Source organism: Pseudomonas reinekei, from assembly GCF_001945365.1.
Taxonomy (GTDB): Bacteria; Pseudomonadota; Gammaproteobacteria; order Pseudomonadales; family Pseudomonadaceae; genus Aquipseudomonas; species Aquipseudomonas reinekei.
The window spans coordinates 179,839-195,823 of the sequence record NZ_MSTQ01000005.1; the positions used below are offsets into that span (position 1 = coordinate 179,839).

General features: G+C 59.0%; 13 protein-coding genes, 1 pseudogene and 1 riboswitch. Of the genes and pseudogenes, 8 read left to right on the top strand and 6 right to left on the bottom strand.

What is annotated here, in order from left to right; all coding sequences use genetic code 11:
• Nucleotides 1-37: 37 nt before the first annotated feature.
• Nucleotides 38-2,035: a transketolase gene (gene tkt / locus BVK86_RS09895; RefSeq protein WP_075946263.1), complete on the bottom strand. Its 1,998-nt coding sequence runs from the start codon at nt 2,033-2,035 to the stop codon at nt 38-40.
• A gap of 273 nt (nt 2,036-2,308) precedes the next feature.
• Between tkt and BVK86_RS09900 the strand changes: the two genes are divergently transcribed.
• From BVK86_RS09900 to BVK86_RS09915, 4 genes are all read left to right on the top strand, one after another.
• Complete coding sequence (locus BVK86_RS09900; protein ID WP_075946264.1) at nt 2,309-3,304, top strand: ArsR/SmtB family transcription factor; 996 nt, start codon at nt 2,309-2,311, stop codon at nt 3,302-3,304.
• An 18-nt stretch (nt 3,305-3,322) separates the two neighbouring features.
• Nucleotides 3,323-4,513, top strand: a complete 1,191-nt coding sequence (gene metK / locus BVK86_RS09905) for a methionine adenosyltransferase (protein ID WP_075946265.1) — start codon at nt 3,323-3,325, stop codon at nt 4,511-4,513.
• Nucleotides 4,514-4,725: 212 nt separating this feature from the next.
• Nucleotides 4,726-6,441: an NAD-dependent DNA ligase LigB gene (gene ligB, locus BVK86_RS09910; RefSeq protein ID WP_075946266.1), complete on the top strand. Its 1,716-nt coding sequence runs from the start codon at nt 4,726-4,728 to the stop codon at nt 6,439-6,441.
• A gap of 63 nt (nt 6,442-6,504) precedes the next feature.
• Nucleotides 6,505-6,900 (top strand): DUF1090 domain-containing protein, encoded by a 396-nt coding sequence (locus tag BVK86_RS09915; RefSeq protein WP_075946267.1) that lies wholly within the window; start codon nt 6,505-6,507, stop codon nt 6,898-6,900.
• 72 nt (nt 6,901-6,972) lie between these two features.
• Here the strand turns inward: BVK86_RS09915 and BVK86_RS09920 are convergent, their stop codons facing one another.
• A complete protein-coding gene (locus tag BVK86_RS09920) occupies nt 6,973-7,422 on the bottom strand; it encodes a c-type cytochrome (protein WP_075946268.1) in 450 nt (149 codons plus the stop codon).
• Between the two features lie 128 nt (nt 7,423-7,550).
• Here BVK86_RS09920 and mltA point away from each other — a divergent pair, with 128 nt between their 5' ends.
• The gene (gene mltA, locus BVK86_RS09925) at nt 7,551-8,726 is read left to right on the top strand and encodes a murein transglycosylase A (RefSeq protein WP_075946269.1); all 1,176 of its coding nucleotides are present in this window, start codon (nt 7,551-7,553) and stop codon (nt 8,724-8,726) included.
• Nucleotides 8,727-8,798: 72 nt separating this feature from the next.
• Here the strand turns inward: mltA and BVK86_RS09930 are convergent, their stop codons facing one another.
• On the bottom strand, nt 8,799-9,182 hold the full coding sequence (locus BVK86_RS09930) for an MAPEG family protein (protein ID WP_075946270.1): 384 nt from the start codon (nt 9,180-9,182) through the stop codon (nt 8,799-8,801).
• A gap of 31 nt (nt 9,183-9,213) precedes the next feature.
• Entirely contained in the window at nt 9,214-10,047 is an 834-nt protein-coding gene (locus tag BVK86_RS09935; RefSeq protein ID WP_075946271.1) for an EamA family transporter, read from the bottom strand.
• 198 nt (nt 10,048-10,245) lie between these two features.
• Here BVK86_RS09935 and BVK86_RS09940 point away from each other — a divergent pair.
• Both BVK86_RS09940 and BVK86_RS09945 read left to right on the top strand, forming a co-directional pair.
• Nucleotides 10,246-10,452, top strand: a pseudogene (locus tag BVK86_RS09940) (MFS transporter); the annotation flags it as partial.
• A 324-nt stretch (nt 10,453-10,776) separates the two neighbouring features.
• Nucleotides 10,777-12,777, top strand: a complete 2,001-nt coding sequence (locus BVK86_RS09945) for a patatin-like phospholipase family protein (protein ID WP_083659317.1) — start codon at nt 10,777-10,779, stop codon at nt 12,775-12,777.
• Between the two features lie 52 nt (nt 12,778-12,829).
• Here the strand turns inward: BVK86_RS09945 and BVK86_RS09950 are convergent, their stop codons facing one another.
• Together BVK86_RS09950 and BVK86_RS09955 are read right to left on the bottom strand one after the other, a co-directional pair.
• Nucleotides 12,830-13,720, bottom strand: coding sequence for a formate/nitrite transporter family protein (locus tag BVK86_RS09950; RefSeq protein ID WP_075946273.1), 891 nt, complete (start codon nt 13,718-13,720; stop codon nt 12,830-12,832).
• A gap of 72 nt (nt 13,721-13,792) precedes the next feature.
• The gene (locus BVK86_RS09955; RefSeq protein ID WP_075946274.1) at nt 13,793-14,197 is read right to left on the bottom strand and encodes an acyl-CoA thioesterase; all 405 of its coding nucleotides are present in this window, start codon (nt 14,195-14,197) and stop codon (nt 13,793-13,795) included.
• 198 nt (nt 14,198-14,395) lie between these two features.
• Nucleotides 14,396-14,498: riboswitch (S-adenosyl-L-homocysteine riboswitch) on the top strand.
• Between the two features lie 23 nt (nt 14,499-14,521).
• Here BVK86_RS09955 and ahcY point away from each other — a divergent pair.
• Nucleotides 14,522-15,931, top strand: coding sequence for an adenosylhomocysteinase (gene ahcY, locus BVK86_RS09960; protein ID WP_075946275.1), 1,410 nt, complete (start codon nt 14,522-14,524; stop codon nt 15,929-15,931).
• Nucleotides 15,932-15,985: the final 54 nt, after the last annotated feature.

Here is a 15,985-nt window from a genome sequence, read left to right on the forward strand (position 1 = left end):
TCGCGAAGGCGGAAGTCCAGACGACGCGACTTCTGGATCAGTCTTCCAGCAGCTCTTCAGCCTGACCCAGGATGTTTTCCAGGGTGAAGCCGAACTCTTCGAACAAGGCAGGCGCAGGCGCCGACTCGCCGTAGGTGGTCATGCCGATGACGCGACCTTCCAGGCCCACGTACTTGTACCAGTAGTCCGCGTGAGCGGCTTCGATGGCGATACGGGCGCTGACCTGCAACGGCAGAACCGATTGCTTGTAGCCGGCATCCTGGGCATCGAACACGCTGGTGCACGGCATGGAAACCACACGTACCTTGCGGCCTTGCTCGGTCAGCTTGTCGAAAGCCTGAACAGCCAGACCCACTTCCGAACCGGTGGCAATCAGGATCAGCTCAGGCTCGCCTGCGCAGTCCTTGAGCACATAACCGCCACGGCTGATGTCGGCGATCTGGCCAGCGTCACGGGTCTGGTGCTGCAGGTTCTGGCGCGAGAAGATCAGGGCCGAAGGACCGTCCTTGCGCTCGATCGCGTGTTTCCAGGCCACGGCCGATTCGACCGCATCCGCTGGACGCCAGCAATCCAGGTTCGGTGTGGTGCGCAGGCTGGTCAGTTGCTCGACCGGCTGGTGCGTCGGGCCGTCTTCGCCCAGACCGATGGAGTCGTGGGTGTAGACGTGGATCACACGCTGCTTCATCAGCGCCGCCATGCGTACCGCGTTGCGGGCATATTCCATGAACATCAGGAAGGTCGCGCCGTAAGGCACCAGGCCACCGTGCAGTGCGACACCATTCATGATGGCGCTCATGCCGAACTCGCGCACGCCGTAGTACATGTAGTTGCCGCTGGCATCTTCGGCGGTGACGCCCTTGCACCCTTTCCACAGGGTCAGGTTGGAGCCGGCCAGGTCAGCCGAACCGCCCAGTAGCTCAGGCAGCAACGGACCGTAGGCATTCAGGGCATTCTGGCTGGCTTTGCGGCTGGCAATGGTTTCGCCCTTGGCGGCCACTTCGGCGATGTACTCGTCGGCCTTGGCCGAGAAGTCCAGCGGCAGATCACCGTTGAGGCGGCTCATCAGCTCAATGGCCAATGCCGGGAATTCGGCGGAGTAGGCTTCAAAACGCTGGTCCCACTCGGCTTCTGCGGCACGGCCGGCTTCCTTGGCGTCCCACTCGGCGTAGATGTCGGCCGGGATTTCGAACGGGCCGTGGTTCCAGTTCAGCGCAGCGCGGGTCAGGGCGATTTCCGCGTCACCCAATGGGGCGCCGTGGCAGTCTTCCTTGCCTTGCTTGTTCGGCGAACCGAAGCCGATGGTGGTCTTGCAGCAGATCAGGGTCGGCAGCTCGCTCTTGCGCGCGGTCTCGATGGCGGTCTTGATCTCTTCCGGGTCGTGACCGTCGACATTGCGGATCACTTGCCAGTTGTAGGCTTCGAAACGCTTCGGCGTGTCGTCGGTGAACCAGCCTTCGACTTCGCCGTCGATGGAAATGCCGTTGTCATCGTAGAAGGCAATCAGCTTGCCCAGGCCCAAGGTACCGGCCAGGGAAGCGACTTCGTGGGAAATGCCTTCCATCATGCAGCCATCACCCAGGAACACGTAGGTGTGGTGGTCGACGATGTTGTGGCCAGGACGGTTGAACTGCGCCGCCAGGATTTTTTCTGCCAGCGCAAAGCCCACGGCGTTGGCCAGGCCTTGGCCCAGGGGACCGGTGGTGGTCTCGACACCTGGGGTGTAACCGAACTCCGGGTGACCAGGGGTACGGCTGTGCAGTTGGCGGAATTGCTTCAGGTCTTCGATCGACAGGTCGTAGCCGGTCAGGTGCAGCAGTGAATAGATCAACATCGAGCCGTGACCGTTGGACAGCACGAAGCGGTCACGGTCGGCGAACGATGGATTGCTCGGGTTGTGCTTGAGGTAGTCGCGCCAAAGCACTTCGGCGATATCTGCCATACCCATAGGGGCACCGGGATGGCCGCTGTTGGCTTTTTGCACGGCATCCATGCTGAGGGCACGAATGGCGTTGGCACGCTCACGACGGCTAGGCATCGCTGTTCTCCTGCGGGTTCTGAATCGAGAGTGATAAAAATGAAACGGAAAAAAGGCGAGCATTTTCCCTCACACGGACGCCTCGGGGCAATGACAGATAGTCATCTGGAGACGTTTTTCCAATGGATTGCCAGGGTTTCGCTTGGTGAAACCTTTCCGCCGTTCGTTTGTTGACTGGAGCTAACGCTAAGAAGTGCCATCTATCGTGCAATATCAAAACTTTTTGATATTGCACTTGCGATGCGTCAAGTGCGTGACTAGACTGCCGGCCTTATGAACTTACGCATGCCTTCCATCCGACATGACGACTGCGATGAGCTGGCGGCCCTGTGCAAGGCCGGCGGCGATCCTCTGCGTCTGAATGTTTTGCGCGCGCTGGCCAACGATTCGTTTGGCGTGCTGGAACTGGCTCAAATCTTTGGCATTGGCCAGTCGGGCATGAGTCACCACCTCAAGGTACTGGCCCAGGCCGACCTGGTGGCGACCCGCCGTGAAGGCAACGCGATTTTTTACCGGCGTGCCCTGCCCCACACCGAGCTGCTGGGGGGCAAATTGCACGCGGCGTTGCTCGAAGAAGTGGATGAGCTGAGCCTGCCGATCGAAGTGCAGGCACGGATCGCCCAGGTACATGGGCAACGAGCGGCGGCCAGCCAGGACTTTTTCGCCCGGGTTGCGGAGAAATTTCGCGCCCAACAAGATTTGATCGCCGGCCTGCCACAGTACCGCGACAGCGTGCTGGCGTTGCTCGACAAGCTGGGTTTCGGTGAAGGCAGCACGGCCATCGAAGTCGGCCCCGGCGACGGTGCATTTCTACCGGAACTGGCGCGTCGCTTCTTCCAGGTCACCGCTGTGGATAACAGCCCGGCGATGCTTGAGCTGGCACGCGAGGTTTGTGAGCGCGAATTGCTGACGAACGTCAACCTGCAACTCGCCGATGCATTGAACGGTGTCAGCCTCAAGGCTGATTGCGTTGTATTGAACATGGTGCTGCATCATTTTGCCGCACCGGCCGATGCGCTCAAGCACATGGCCAAATTGCTGCAACCAGGCGGCAGCCTGTTAGTGACAGAGTTATGTAGCCACAACCAGAGTTGGGCCAAGGAGGCCTGCGGTGATCTCTGGCTGGGGTTTGAACAGGACGATCTGGCCCGCTGGGCCACCGCTGCGGGACTCGTTCCCGGGGAAAGCCTGTATGTAGGCTTACGTAATGGTTTCCAGATTCAGGTCCGCCATTTTCAGCGACCGCCTGGCGACACTCACCATCGGTAAATTCAGGAAAACATCGAGATGAGCGAATACTCCCTCTTCACCTCCGAGTCCGTGTCTGAAGGGCATCCGGACAAAATCGCCGACCAGATTTCTGATGCGGTGCTGGACGCCATCATTGCTGAAGACAAGTTCGCCCGTGTGGCGTGCGAGACTCTGGTGAAAACGGGCGTTGCCATCATCGCCGGCGAAGTCACTACCACGGCCTGGGTCGACCTGGAGCAGATCGTTCGTGACGTGATCACCGACATCGGCTACAACAGCTCCGACGTTGGTTTCGACGGCGCGACCTGCGGCGTGATGAACATCATCGGCAAGCAGTCCCCTGACATCAACCAGGGTGTCGACCGTGCCAAGCCTGAAGATCAGGGCGCCGGCGACCAGGGCCTGATGTTCGGCTACGCCAGCAACGAAACCGACGTGCTGATGCCTGCACCGATCACCTTCTCGCACCAGCTTGTTCAAAGGCAAGCCGAAGCCCGCAAATCCGGCCTGCTGCCATGGCTGCGTCCGGACGCCAAGTCGCAAGTGACCTGCCGTTACGAAGGCGGCAAGGTGGTCGGTATCGACGCCGTTGTTCTGTCGACCCAGCACAACCCGGACGTGTCGTACAACGACCTGCGCGAAGGCGTGATGGAGCTGATCGTCAAGCACGTGCTGCCTGCCGAACTGCTGTCCAAGGACACCCAGTTCCACATCAACCCGACTGGCCAGTTCATCATCGGCGGCCCGGTGGGCGACTGCGGCCTGACCGGTCGCAAGATCATCGTCGACAGCTACGGCGGCATGGCTCGCCATGGTGGTGGCGCGTTCTCCGGTAAAGACCCATCGAAGGTTGACCGTTCGGCCGCCTACGCCGGTCGTTACGTGGCCAAGAACATCGTCGCTGCGGGCCTGGCCGAGCGTTGCGAGATCCAGGTTTCCTACGCGATCGGTGTTGCTCAGCCGACTTCGATCTCGCTGAACACCTTCGGTACCGGCAAGATCAGCGACGACAAGATCATCAAACTGGTCCGCGAAGTGTTTGACCTGCGTCCATACGCGATCACCACCATGCTCGACCTGCTGCACCCGATGTACCAGGAAACCGCTGCGTACGGCCACTTCGGTCGCACCCCGGCTACCAAGACCGTGGGTGACGACACGTTCACCACGTTCACCTGGGAAAAAACCGACCGCGCCGAAGACCTGCGCTCCGCAGCCGGCCTGTAAGTCTTCCCTGGCGGTACCAAAAGCCCCGCACGGTTCGCCGTGCGGGGCTTTTTTCTCGGCGACGCCTACCTGTAAGAGCAGTCGAAGGCTTTGACCGCGTCCGGACGATCTTTCGGCCCTCCAGCATCGAAACACACTGAAAAACACCTGTACGAGCAACCTCGCAAATCCTTCCTAATCTTCAGGCAACTCATTGAGCAAGGAAGCTCGCGATGCCTTTAAACCTGCCCCTGTTCTGCACTTCTGTACTGGTCTTTGCCAGCTTGGGTGCGGACGCCGCTGTATGCCCCGACTGGCTTCCCGAACGCGCCTCAAACGAAATCACCGCACTGCAAAAGCAAATAGACCTCTGGGACGACAACTATCACCGCCAAGGTCGCTCCCTGGTCGCCGACGAACTCTACGATCAGTCCCGTGCACGGCTGAATGACTGGCGCCAATGCTTCGATGCGAGCGCCACTGCAAACCCGCTAAGCACTGCGCGCGGAACGCTGGCGCACCCCGTCGCCCATACCGGCCTGAACAAATTGCACGATACGCAAGCTGTCGAAAACTGGCTGCGCGGCCGTAAGGATGTCTGGGCACAGCCCAAGGTAGACGGCGTGGCAGTGACCCTGATTTATCGCCAGGGCTTGCTGACCCAAGCCATCAGTCGCGGCGACGGTACGCAGGGCCAGGACTGGACCTCTTCAGTACGCCAGATGCCTGCTATCCCCCAACAATTGGCCCAACCGCTGGATCTGTTGGTACAAGGCGAACTCTACTGGCGCCTGACTGATCACGTGCAGTCCCGGGCCGGCAGCCTCAACGCACGTGCCACGGTCGCCGGGTTGATGGCTCGCAAACGGTTGAGCGCTGAACAAGCCGCCGGGGTCGGTCTGTTTGTCTGGGAGTGGCCTGAAGGCCCTGCGCACTTGCCGGATCGAATCACGAAGCTCCATGAGCTGGGTTTTGCGGATATCGCGGTTTTTAATCAGGTGATCGGCGCCTTCTCCGACGCCGAACGCTGGCGAGAGCACTGGTACCGCTCGCCCCTGCCCTTTGCCAGCGATGGAATCGTCTTGCGCCAGGGCAAACGCCCGTCTGCTGATCGTTGGCAGGCCAAACCGCCTGACTGGAGCGTCGCCTGGAAATATCCCTTCGCCCAGGCCTTGGCTGAGGTCCGCAAGGTGAACTTCAAAATTGGCCGGACCGGGCGGATCACCCCCGTGCTGGAGCTTTCGCCAGTGATGCTCGATGACCGACAAATCCAGCGAGTCAGCGTGAGTTCTTTGCAACGCTGGCAGGCAATGGACATCCGCCCCGGGGATCAGGTCGCCATCAGCCTGGCAGGCCTGACCATCCCGAGGCTCGACAGTGTGGTGTTACGCAGCAGCGAACGGCTGGAAATCCGCGTGCCGCAGGCGCAGGACTTTCACTCGTTGAGTTGCTGGTTGCCGTCACCAGACTGTGAGCAACAGTTTCTCGCACGCCTCACCTGGCTCAGCGGCAAACAGGGTCTGGCCCTGCCCCATGTCGGTCCTGGTACTTGGGAAAAACTTCTTGCAACAGGTCGCCTGAACAGTCTTCTGGATTGGTTGACCCTCGATGTTCAAGAGCTTGCTAACATTGACGGTTTCGGCGAGCGCAGCGCTGCTCGACTGATGGACAGTTTTCACACTGCCCGGCAACGTCCATTTGCCCGCTGGCTGAAGGCCTTGGGGCTTCCGCCTACAGGGCAGGCGCAATTGGGCGGCTCATGGCAGGCACTGGCACAACGGGACATTCAACAATGGCAGGCCGAACCGGGCATCGGCCCGGGGCGTGCGGCGCAGTTAAGTGCGTTTTTTCGCGATCCGCAGGTCCTGGCGTTGAGCGCAACACTGGGTGAGGCAGGCATTGAAGGGTTCAGGCAGCCGCCGACACCAGCCGACCCGGGAACCCAATAGTACCGATGGGCTCAAACAAGCCATCGCCGCATCGACAAGATTGCCTTTTCACATGGAGCTTTTATGAAATTTCTTTCACCGCTGGCCCTGTTGACCCTTTGCAGCGTAATGGCCGCTCCATTGATGGCCGCCGAAGACGCGCCAGGCCTGACCGGCTGCGCGGCCAAGAAACAAGGCATCATCAACCAGATCGAGCTGGCCAAATCCCACGGCAATGCCGATCAGCAGGCCGGCCTGGAAAAAGCCCTCAGCGAAGTCACTGCCCACTGCACCGATGCCTCGCTGAAAAAGGAACGGGAAAACAAGGTGCTCGAAGCCAAGCACGAAGTCAGCCAGCGTCAGGCCGACCTCGACAAGGCCATGAAAAAAGGCGACCCCGAGAAGATCAACAAGCGCAAGGACAAGCTCGCCGAGTCCCGTAAGGAGTTGCAGGAAGCCGTGGACGAGCTGGATAAGTAAGACGCTCCGGGCTGATGGCGTGAAGCGCATTTTGTGGCGAGGGAGCCAGCTCCCTCGCCACACTTGTGTCAATCAATGATCCCGAAACTCTTTATGACAGGCACTACAGGCGTCTTCGACCTTCTGCACCGCCGGCCCCAGGTTACTGGCCTTGTAGGGCTGGACCTTGCTGGCAATCACCAATTCACCGGTGGCGGCTTCGAGGGTGCGAGCCATCTCCTGAAAGCGGGCCTGTTTTTCCCAGACATCGCTTGTGGCGCTGGTATGGTCTTCTTCACGCACTTGTGGAAAGTGCTTCCACGGCTCATGGGACAACGCGTCGAGCTTCACCGCGCCGTCCGCGAATTTCGCCCCGTCGAACGGAATACGGCCACGCAACATGCCACCCAGGTCTTCGCCGGTCTTGAGCATTTGCTTGAAAATGGCCTTGCGCTGACCCAGCGGCGAATTCGGGTCGACACCGCCACAAGCGGACAACGTCAGGCAGGCCAGCAATACAACAGAAAGTCTTTTAAGAGTCATGGTGGCTTCAGGTCACGGGAAACGGCGGCCAGTATCCCCGCGTCCTCGGCAAACACCAATAGCCCTATTATCAATATGGGTTGTATGAGCGCATGGAGCACTCACGCAACCGGCAAAGGAATCACTCCATGAACAGCCGTTTCAAGGCATGGCGCCACAGCTTGACCTGGACCCTGCCGATGGTGGCCCTGCTCGCAGGCTGCACCGGTGGCGACAAGCAACAACCGAAAACCCATGCGTTGGCCACTTACTCCAGTGCCACATGGGACGCCCTGCCGGCGGTGTCCGATAGCGACCTCGTCGCCGGTTTCGGTTCGTGGCGCAGCGCGTGCAACCGGCTCAAGGCCGACCCGGTCTGGGGCGGCACCTGCGCCGCGGCCGCCAATGTGCCGCAAACCGCCAGTGAGATTCGCGGCTTTCTCAAGCAGAACCTCGATGTCTACGGCCTGCGCGCTGCCAATGACAATCCCGACGGTTTGATCACCGGTTACTACGAACCGGTCTACCCCGGCAGCCTGACCCAAACCAGCGTTGCCAATGTGCCGGTGTATGGCGTCCCGGAAGACATGATCATCGTCTCCCTCGACAGCATTTACCCGGAACTCAAAGGCAAGCGCCTGCGCGGTCGACTCGAAGGCCGCGTGCTCAAGCCGTACGACGATGCCGCGACAATCGAATCCAAAGGGGTCAAGGCCCCCGTAGTGGCCTGGCTGACCGATCCGATGAACCTGCAATTTCTGCAAATCCAGGGTTCCGGTCGCATCCAGCTCGACAGTGGCCGCCAACTGCGCATCGCTTACGCCGACCAGAATGGCCACCCGTATCGCCCCATCGGCCGCTGGCTGGTGGAACAAGGCGAACTGAAGAAAGAAGACGTGACCATGGGTACGATCAGCGACTGGGCGAAAGCCAATCCTTCGCGCATTCCGGAACTGCTCGGCAGCAACCCGAGCTACGTGTTCTTCACCCGTAATCCGGACAGCAATGAAGGCCCTCGCGGCTCGCTCAACGTACCGCTGACGGCTGGCTACAGCGCCGCCGTGGATCGCAAAGTGATTCCGCTGGGCAGCCTGCTGTGGTTATCGACCACCAAGCCGGACGGTACCGCGCTGGTTCGGCCGGTGGCGGCACAGGACACCGGCGGTGCGATTGCCGGCGAAGTGCGCGCGGATCTGTTCTGGGGCACTGGCGAGGCCGCCGGGCAACTGGCTGGGGACATGAAGCAACAGGGGCAGATCTGGATGCTGTGGCCAAAGGGCGCGGCGTTGCCACAAGTGCCGCAGGTCCCGGATGCAGAAAAATAACCCGTGAACCCGTGAGATTTGCAGGAGCCGGCAAGCCGGCTCCTACGGGTCTACTTTTTCAGCGCCGCTCTTTCAGACCGACACCACAAAAAAGCTGACGATCAAGCCCATCCCCACAAACCACACCAACGAGCGCAAAATCGCCCAGTCCGCCAGATAGCAAATGATGTACAACAGCCGACTGGTGATGAACAGCACCGCCAACACATTGATCGTCACCAATTCCGCATTGCCCACCAGGTGCGCAACGATCACTGCCGCCGCGAACGCCGGAGTCACTTCAAAACTGTTCAGTTGCGCCGCATGCGCGCGCCGGGCCAAACCATTGAGCGACTCGAGAAAGTCCCGGGGATCATGGTTGTCACTCAGACGATATCCGCCACTGGCCTTGGCGATGCCCGTGCAGATGTAGGGCAGGAAAATCGCGATCAAAATGCACCACAGAGCAACATTCATAAAACAGTCCCTTTTCCACGTTTCAGAACAGTCAAAACTTCATGACCAATAGGCCGATCAACACCAGCCCACAAGCTAAGAGGCGCGGTCCGCCAAAAGGTTCTTTCAGGTAGCGCATGCCAAACAACACGACCAGTATCACGCTGATCTCGCGCAGCGCCGCCGCTTCTGCAATCGACCCCAACTGCATGGCCCACAGCACCAGAGCGTAGCTGAACAACACGCAAAAACCGACAGCCAACCCCAGCCGCCACTGCTCGCGCCAGAACAACCTGAACGCCGGCCGTTTCCGCACCCAGGCCAGCAAAGGAAACGGCCAGACGCTGAGCAGCGTCACCCAGACCAGATAATCGAGCGGGTGTGACCAGCGCCGCAACGCCTGACCGTCGATGAAGGTGTAGCAACCGATGCACAGGCCGATCAACGCCACCAACGGCAGCATCGACCACGGCAGGCGGGGCCCGCCGCCGCCCTGCCAAAGCAGGCACAGCATGCCGAGCGGGATCAACAGAATTCCGAAGATCTGCTGGTTGGTCAGCACCTCACCCGCAAAGATCAGCGTCAGCGCCAGCACCACCAGGGGGGACAGCCCGCGCATCAGCGGATAGACCAGCCCGAGGTCACCGACCCGATACGCCTGGATAAGCAAATAGCGGTAGAGCAACTCGAATGCCGCCGAGGCCAGAATCCACGGCCACATATCCAGCGGCGGCAACGCCACGAACGGCAGCATCACCACGACAAACAGCAGAGCCACGCTGTCCATGCAGGCCACGACCAACAGCCGTTCGGCACTGAATTTGATCAGGGTATTCCACGCCGCATGCAACAGCGCCGCCACCAACACCAACGCCGTCGCAAGCACGGCACACTCCTTATTGACAGGAAATTGATTCGCCATATGTCAGTGGCTGTTTATAGTGCAAGCGAGCGCGCCGCACTCAGTTGCACACAGACTCATTCCAATAAAATAAAAACCGCCTTGGCCTGCTCTCATCGAGAACGGCCCCCTGCATGCGTATGCCTGATCAAAGCATCAAGACTAACGACAGAGACCTTGCGCATGCCACTCGCTTTGCTCGCCCTCGCTGTTGCCGCGTTCGGCATCGGCACCACTGAATTCGTCATCATGGGCCTGTTCCCCGATGTCGCCCGCGACCTTGCCGTGAGCATTCCCCACGCCGGGCAGCTGATCACCGGCTATGCCCTGGGCGTAGTGTTCGGGGCGCCGATCCTCGCGGTCGGCACCGCCAACATGCCACGCAAAGCAAGGCCAACGTGCTGTTGGCCCTGTTTTTCATTTATCCGCAGCGGCGCAATGCCGCTGCGCCAGAAATGGCCGGTGAAATAGCGACGAGAAAACCGGAATGAGAGGCCCGGGCAATTCAGACGCGAGTCGTATGAAGTTTCCTCAGCCCCTGACACCGACTTTTTATCCCCAACTAGAAGGCTCATTCCAGAGCCTTTTCAGTCTTTCCCCGTCGATTCGACACGCATCTTCAGATCTTTGTCTCAGGCCGTTAACCCGCGCCCTTCCCCCCTCGAATCTCGTAAAGTGCCTCTTCTGCAATCGTTCTCAAAGGAAGAGACGGCCATGATCAGTATCAACTCTGCAATGCCCACACCCAGTTCTCCAGCCATCCCGGGAAGTCACACACCGACAGAAACGAACGACATTGATTGGGGTGATTTCAAGCGGGATAACATTCGAATCGGCCAAGGCAAATCTGAAACGCTGGTGCAATCCCTCGGCGACCGGGGCCTGACGATCCGTCGCTTTGAAAATGCGGTGGTCGAAATGGACCTCAACCTCCCCGACATCGAACATCTGGTGCTTAGCGGCGGTGGAGCAAAGGGCGTGGCGTTCTCAGGGATGGTGAAAGCCATGGAAGATCATGGGGCGCTGGGCAAAGTAAAAAGCATTTCCGGTTCATCGGCCGGCGCTATTTCGGCAGCGTTCCTGGCCAGCGGCATGACTCACGCGGACTTCGACAAGATGTCCGACGAGACCAACCTCGTAGCGCTGCTCGACAGCCACAACAAGGTTCTGGGACCGATACAGCATGTCAGTTCCGCGATTGGCAAAGGCATCGCCAGGATCCCGGGAAAGACGGGCACCATAGGACGGCTGTTGTTCGATCTGATGCCTCGCCTTCAGTCCAAAGCCGTGCCGCTGGAACAACTGCTTCAAGAGAAAATGGTGGAATCGATTCAGTCGCGCGCCAAACAGGCTCCTGGCGACCCACAACGACAGCTTTCGCAGGAAAGCAGAGACTGCGTAGAACACATAAAAACCAAAGGCTTCGTGACATTCGGTGATCTGGCGACACTGAGCAAGGAAATGCCGGAAATCAAGCTACTGCATATCACCGGAACGGCCATGTTCGACGGCCGGCCACAAATGGTGGTGTTCAACGCCAGCCTGACTCCGGACAGGGACGTGGCCCGCGCCGCCCATATTTCAGGCTCGCTGCCCGTCGTTTTCCAACAGCCTTCGGAACAGGGATTGCCCTTCCAGACTGACGCAGAGCTGACCGCCTTCCAGGACGGCGGAATCATGCTCAACACCCCGGTCGCGGATCTTTACGAACTGCAATTTCCGATGAGCCCGATTCCCGAACGCGATCAATTGATTCTCATATTCGAGGGCGGGAATGACGGCACAAAAAAAGCTCGCGGAACCTTTGGCTCGAAACTGGCCGATAAATTCGTCGGCGTGGACTACTCAGCTCGATATGCCTATGAAACGAGCGGCATCAAACGCTTTGAAGAGCAGACCGTCATCGTTCCATTGAATACTGTGAAAGGTGACTTTACCGGGACACTCAACGGCACCGTCAACTTCAGCATGCCGCTGAAACATAAAAACCACCTGCAACAAAAACTGGAGGTTGCAGTGGGTGATCACCTGAGGCGCCATGAACACAGCGAAACCTACACGTTCAATTCAATCGGCGGTGCCCTGCTCGCCCTCGATGACCGATTGTTCGACGCAGTGGCAACCGAGTTGAACAGTGATCCGGGTTGCGCGCAGGCCATTGAGTTTCGCCAGACGGCGCAACAGACATTGGCCGAGTTGCGCAAGGCGCTGATCGAAGCGAAAGCCATTGGCTCTGAAAGGCTCGAACTCACTGCGCCACTGAAAGATGCCATTGGCCGTCTCGATCAACTCGCCGACAGGCCGGGGAAAATTGAATGGCTGGCAAAGAAACTCAACCATGGCAACGCTGCAGATTTCATGGAGCTGCTACAAGCCGTTAAACGCATGGATGCCCAGCTGGCAGGACCAAAATCCGTGGTGATGACGCCGGCGATCGAGGAAATGGGTGTGCGCGACATCAAGACCAAGGCCGAAAACTTCATCCGTGAAGTGATCTATCCTTCCCTATACCGTCAGGGCCAGCCTGATTCGAACGTCAAGCTGCTAAACAAGGCAATACTCGAATTGCGCGAGTCGACGAATCCCGCGGGCTTTAACGCTGTACTCAATCGGATTGCTGAACGATATATCTCGCGCAGCCTTCTGAATTCGTCGATCCCATTCAATTCGATCACCATCACTCAAGCACGGGCATGGCTGATTCCGGCCCAGTAAACGTCACACAGGACCGAGTCGGGCGAGCAATAACCTATTACCTCGCTCGACCTTACAGCCCATGGGTTTCATCGGGAGAGTCCGGGGCAGTCTTGGTGCCGTCGTCTTTCGGTGCACCGCTTTCACTGCGAATCTGCGCGTGACTGATCAACGCGAAGATAAAGCTGCCACCCACAATGTTCCCCGCCAGAGTCGGCCCGGCAAACACCAGCCAAAAATCTTTCCACGGCAGCTCGCCGGCAAACACCAGATAACCGACCTCCAGCGAACCGACCACGATGTGCGTGAAATCCCCTAAAGCCATGAGATAGGTGATGAGGATGATAATCCACATCTTTGCACTCTCCATGGACGGGATCATCCAGACCATGGTGGCGATCATCCAGCCCGAGATGATGCCCTTGGCGAACATCTGACTGAGATCGTTTTCCATGACCTTGCGACCGATGTCGAGAAAGGCCACGTCGGTCTTGCTGTCGAAAATCGGCAACTCCAGCATGACGTAAGCCACCAACAAGGTGCCGCAGAGGTTGCCCACCAGAACAACCCCCCACAGCCGCAGCAAACGACCGAAGTTTCCAAGCGTGGGCTTGCTCATGATCGGCAGCACGGCGGTCAGGGTGTTTTCGGTGAAGAGTTGCTGACGCGCAAGAATCACCGCGAGAAATCCGGCGCAATAGCCGAAACTGGCGATCACCTTGAACCCTTCGCCGTCCGGCAGTCGGGAGTTGAGCAACCCCATGCCCATGAGCGAAAGCCCCATGGTCAGACCGGCGGCCAATGCTGACCACCAAAGCGCAGCGACGCTACGCTCCAGTTCCTGATCACCCTGGGTACGGATGATTTCGTGCAACACCGCCGCCCGTGGCGGCTGGTTTTTTTCGACCTCGTGCTGTTCTTTGGCCGAGAGGTCGGGGGTCTTGCCGTCTTTTTTAGTGTCCATGGAACTCCTGAACCGCTGGTGTGCGATGTAGTTACGACCCGCGCGGCTCAGATTCCGTTCGTCGTCCTCACATTATTCGACGGCGCCTTCATCCTTGAACTGGTCTTTGACGTATTTGATCTCGGTCCGACCGTGTGCCGCCGGCAGTCCGTCCTCACCCAGATTGACGAAGACAATCTTCTCCACCGTCAGGATGCTTTTGCGGGTGATCTTGTTCCTCACTTCGCACTTGAGGGTGATCGAGGTGCGACCGAACTCGGTGGCGGTGATGCCCAGCTCGATGATGTCGCCCTGGCGCGAGGCGCTGACAAAGTTGATTTCGGAAATGTACTTGGTCACCACACGCTGGTTACCCAACTGGACGATGGCGTAGATCGCCGCTTCCTCGTCGAGCCAGCGCAACAGGCTGCCACCGAACAGCGTACCGTTGGGGTTGAGGTCTTCGGGTTTAACCCATTTGCGGGTGTGGAAATTCATGGTCACTCCTGAGCGTCTTGCCGAATGATGCTGACCATCATGTCAGAGCCCGACCTGGAGCTCTATCAGACATCGTCTATGACCTCGATTACCGTTCGGACAATGACCAACAGAAAGGCTTTGGAAGATCAGCATAGCCCGCTATAATCGCCTCCGTTTCAAAACGGTAACGATCCATTGATACCGTTTTCCCGCCACCTGTCCGAGGGGCGCTGCAGCAGGCTAGACCTGTCAGGCTCGGATGGGGCGTTGCCCGGCTTTTCATGGCCGGACACTAAACGCACAACGGCGCCCATTCGCATACATTACGAATGGAGGCTCTTCATGAGCGCTGTTATCACGCCTGCAGATTTTAACGACTACAAAGTTGCCGACATGTCCCTGGCTGCCTGGGGCCGTCGCGAGACCATCATCGCCGAATCCGAAATGCCGGCACTGATGGGCCTGCGCAACAAGTATTCCGCCGAGCAGCCGCTCAAGGGCGCGAAGATCCTCGGCTGTATCCACATGACCATTCAGACTGCCGTGCTGATCGAAACCCTGGTTGCCCTGGGTGCCGAAGTACGCTGGTCGTCCTGCAACATTTTCTCGACTCAAGACCAGGCTGCTGCTGCCATCGCCGCTGCCGGCATCCCGGTTTTCGCCTGGAAAGGTGAAACCGAAGAAGAGTACGAGTGGTGCCTGGAGCAAACCATCCTCAAAGATGGCGCGCCTTGGGATGCCAACATGATCCTCGACGACGGCGGCGACCTGACCGAGCTGCTGCACAAGAAATACCCGCAGGTTCTGGATCGCGTCCACGGCGTGACCGAAGAAACCACCACCGGCGTACACCGTTTGCTGGACATGCTGGCCAAGGGCGAGTTGAAAATCCCGGCCATCAACGTCAACGACTCGGTCACCAAGAGCAAGAACGACAACAAGTACGGCTGCCGTCACAGCCTGAACGATGCGATCAAGCGTGGTACTGACCACCTGCTGTCCGGCAAGCAAGCGCTGGTCATCGGTTACGGCGACGTGGGCAAGGGCTCGGCTCAGTCCCTGCGTCAGGAAGGCATGATCGTTAAAGTCTCCGAAGTCGACCCGATCTGCGCCATGCAAGCCTGCATGGACGGTTTCGAAGTGGTTTCGCCGTTCATCGACGGTATCAACAACGGCACCGAAGCCAGCATCGACAAGGCACTGCTGGGCAAGATCGACCTGATCGTGACCACCACCGGCAACGTCAATGTTTGCGACTCGAACATGCTCAAAGCCCTGAAGAAGCGTGCTGTTGTCTGCAACATCGGCCACTTCGACAACGAAATCGACACCGCTTTCATGCGCAAGAACTGGGCATGGGAAGAAGTGAAGCCTCAGGTTCACAAGATCCACCGTACCGGCGCTGGCGCATTCGATGCCCAGAACGACGACTACCTGATCCTGTTGGCTGAAGGCCGTCTGGTTAACCTGGGCAACGCCACTGGCCACCCAAGCCGCATCATGGACGGTTCGTTCGCCAACCAGGTTCTGGCACAGATCTTCCTGTTCGGCCAGAAGTACGCCGACCTGTCGCCAGCCCAGAAAGCCGAGCGCCTGACCGTTGAAGTACTGCCGAAGAAACTCGACGAAGAAGTGGCCCTGGAAATGGTCCGTGGCTTCGGCGGCGTTGTGACTCAACTGACCAAGACCCAGGCCGACTACATCGGCGTGACCGTCGAAGGTCCGTTCAAGCCGCACGCTTACCGCTACTGATTCGCGGACCGGGGATGCGGTGTTCTGATACACCGCGTCGCCTGTTTCGCCAGC

What these genes read in the sequence shown, in the direction of transcription:
- tkt (WP_075946263.1), bottom strand. Translation starts at nt 2,035, where the DNA reads ATGCCTAGCCGTCGTGAGCGTGCCAACGCCATTCGTGCCCTCAGCATG.
- ligB (WP_075946266.1), top strand. Translation starts at nt 4,726, where the DNA reads ATGCCTTTAAACCTGCCCCTGTTCTGCACTTCTGTACTGGTCTTTGCC.
- BVK86_RS09915 (WP_075946267.1), top strand. Translation starts at nt 6,505, where the DNA reads ATGAAATTTCTTTCACCGCTGGCCCTGTTGACCCTTTGCAGCGTAATG.
- metK (WP_075946265.1), top strand. Translation starts at nt 3,323, where the DNA reads ATGAGCGAATACTCCCTCTTCACCTCCGAGTCCGTGTCTGAAGGGCAT.
- mltA (WP_075946269.1), top strand. Translation starts at nt 7,551, where the DNA reads ATGAACAGCCGTTTCAAGGCATGGCGCCACAGCTTGACCTGGACCCTG.
- ahcY (WP_075946275.1), top strand. Translation starts at nt 14,522, where the DNA reads ATGAGCGCTGTTATCACGCCTGCAGATTTTAACGACTACAAAGTTGCC.
- BVK86_RS09945 (WP_083659317.1), top strand. Translation starts at nt 10,777, where the DNA reads ATGATCAGTATCAACTCTGCAATGCCCACACCCAGTTCTCCAGCCATC.
- BVK86_RS09950 (WP_075946273.1), bottom strand. Translation starts at nt 13,720, where the DNA reads ATGGACACTAAAAAAGACGGCAAGACCCCCGACCTCTCGGCCAAAGAA.
- BVK86_RS09900 (WP_075946264.1), top strand. Translation starts at nt 2,309, where the DNA reads ATGAACTTACGCATGCCTTCCATCCGACATGACGACTGCGATGAGCTG.
- BVK86_RS09920 (WP_075946268.1), bottom strand. Translation starts at nt 7,422, where the DNA reads ATGACTCTTAAAAGACTTTCTGTTGTATTGCTGGCCTGCCTGACGTTG.
- BVK86_RS09930 (WP_075946270.1), bottom strand. Translation starts at nt 9,182, where the DNA reads ATGAATGTTGCTCTGTGGTGCATTTTGATCGCGATTTTCCTGCCCTAC.
- BVK86_RS09955 (WP_075946274.1), bottom strand. Translation starts at nt 14,197, where the DNA reads ATGAATTTCCACACCCGCAAATGGGTTAAACCCGAAGACCTCAACCCC.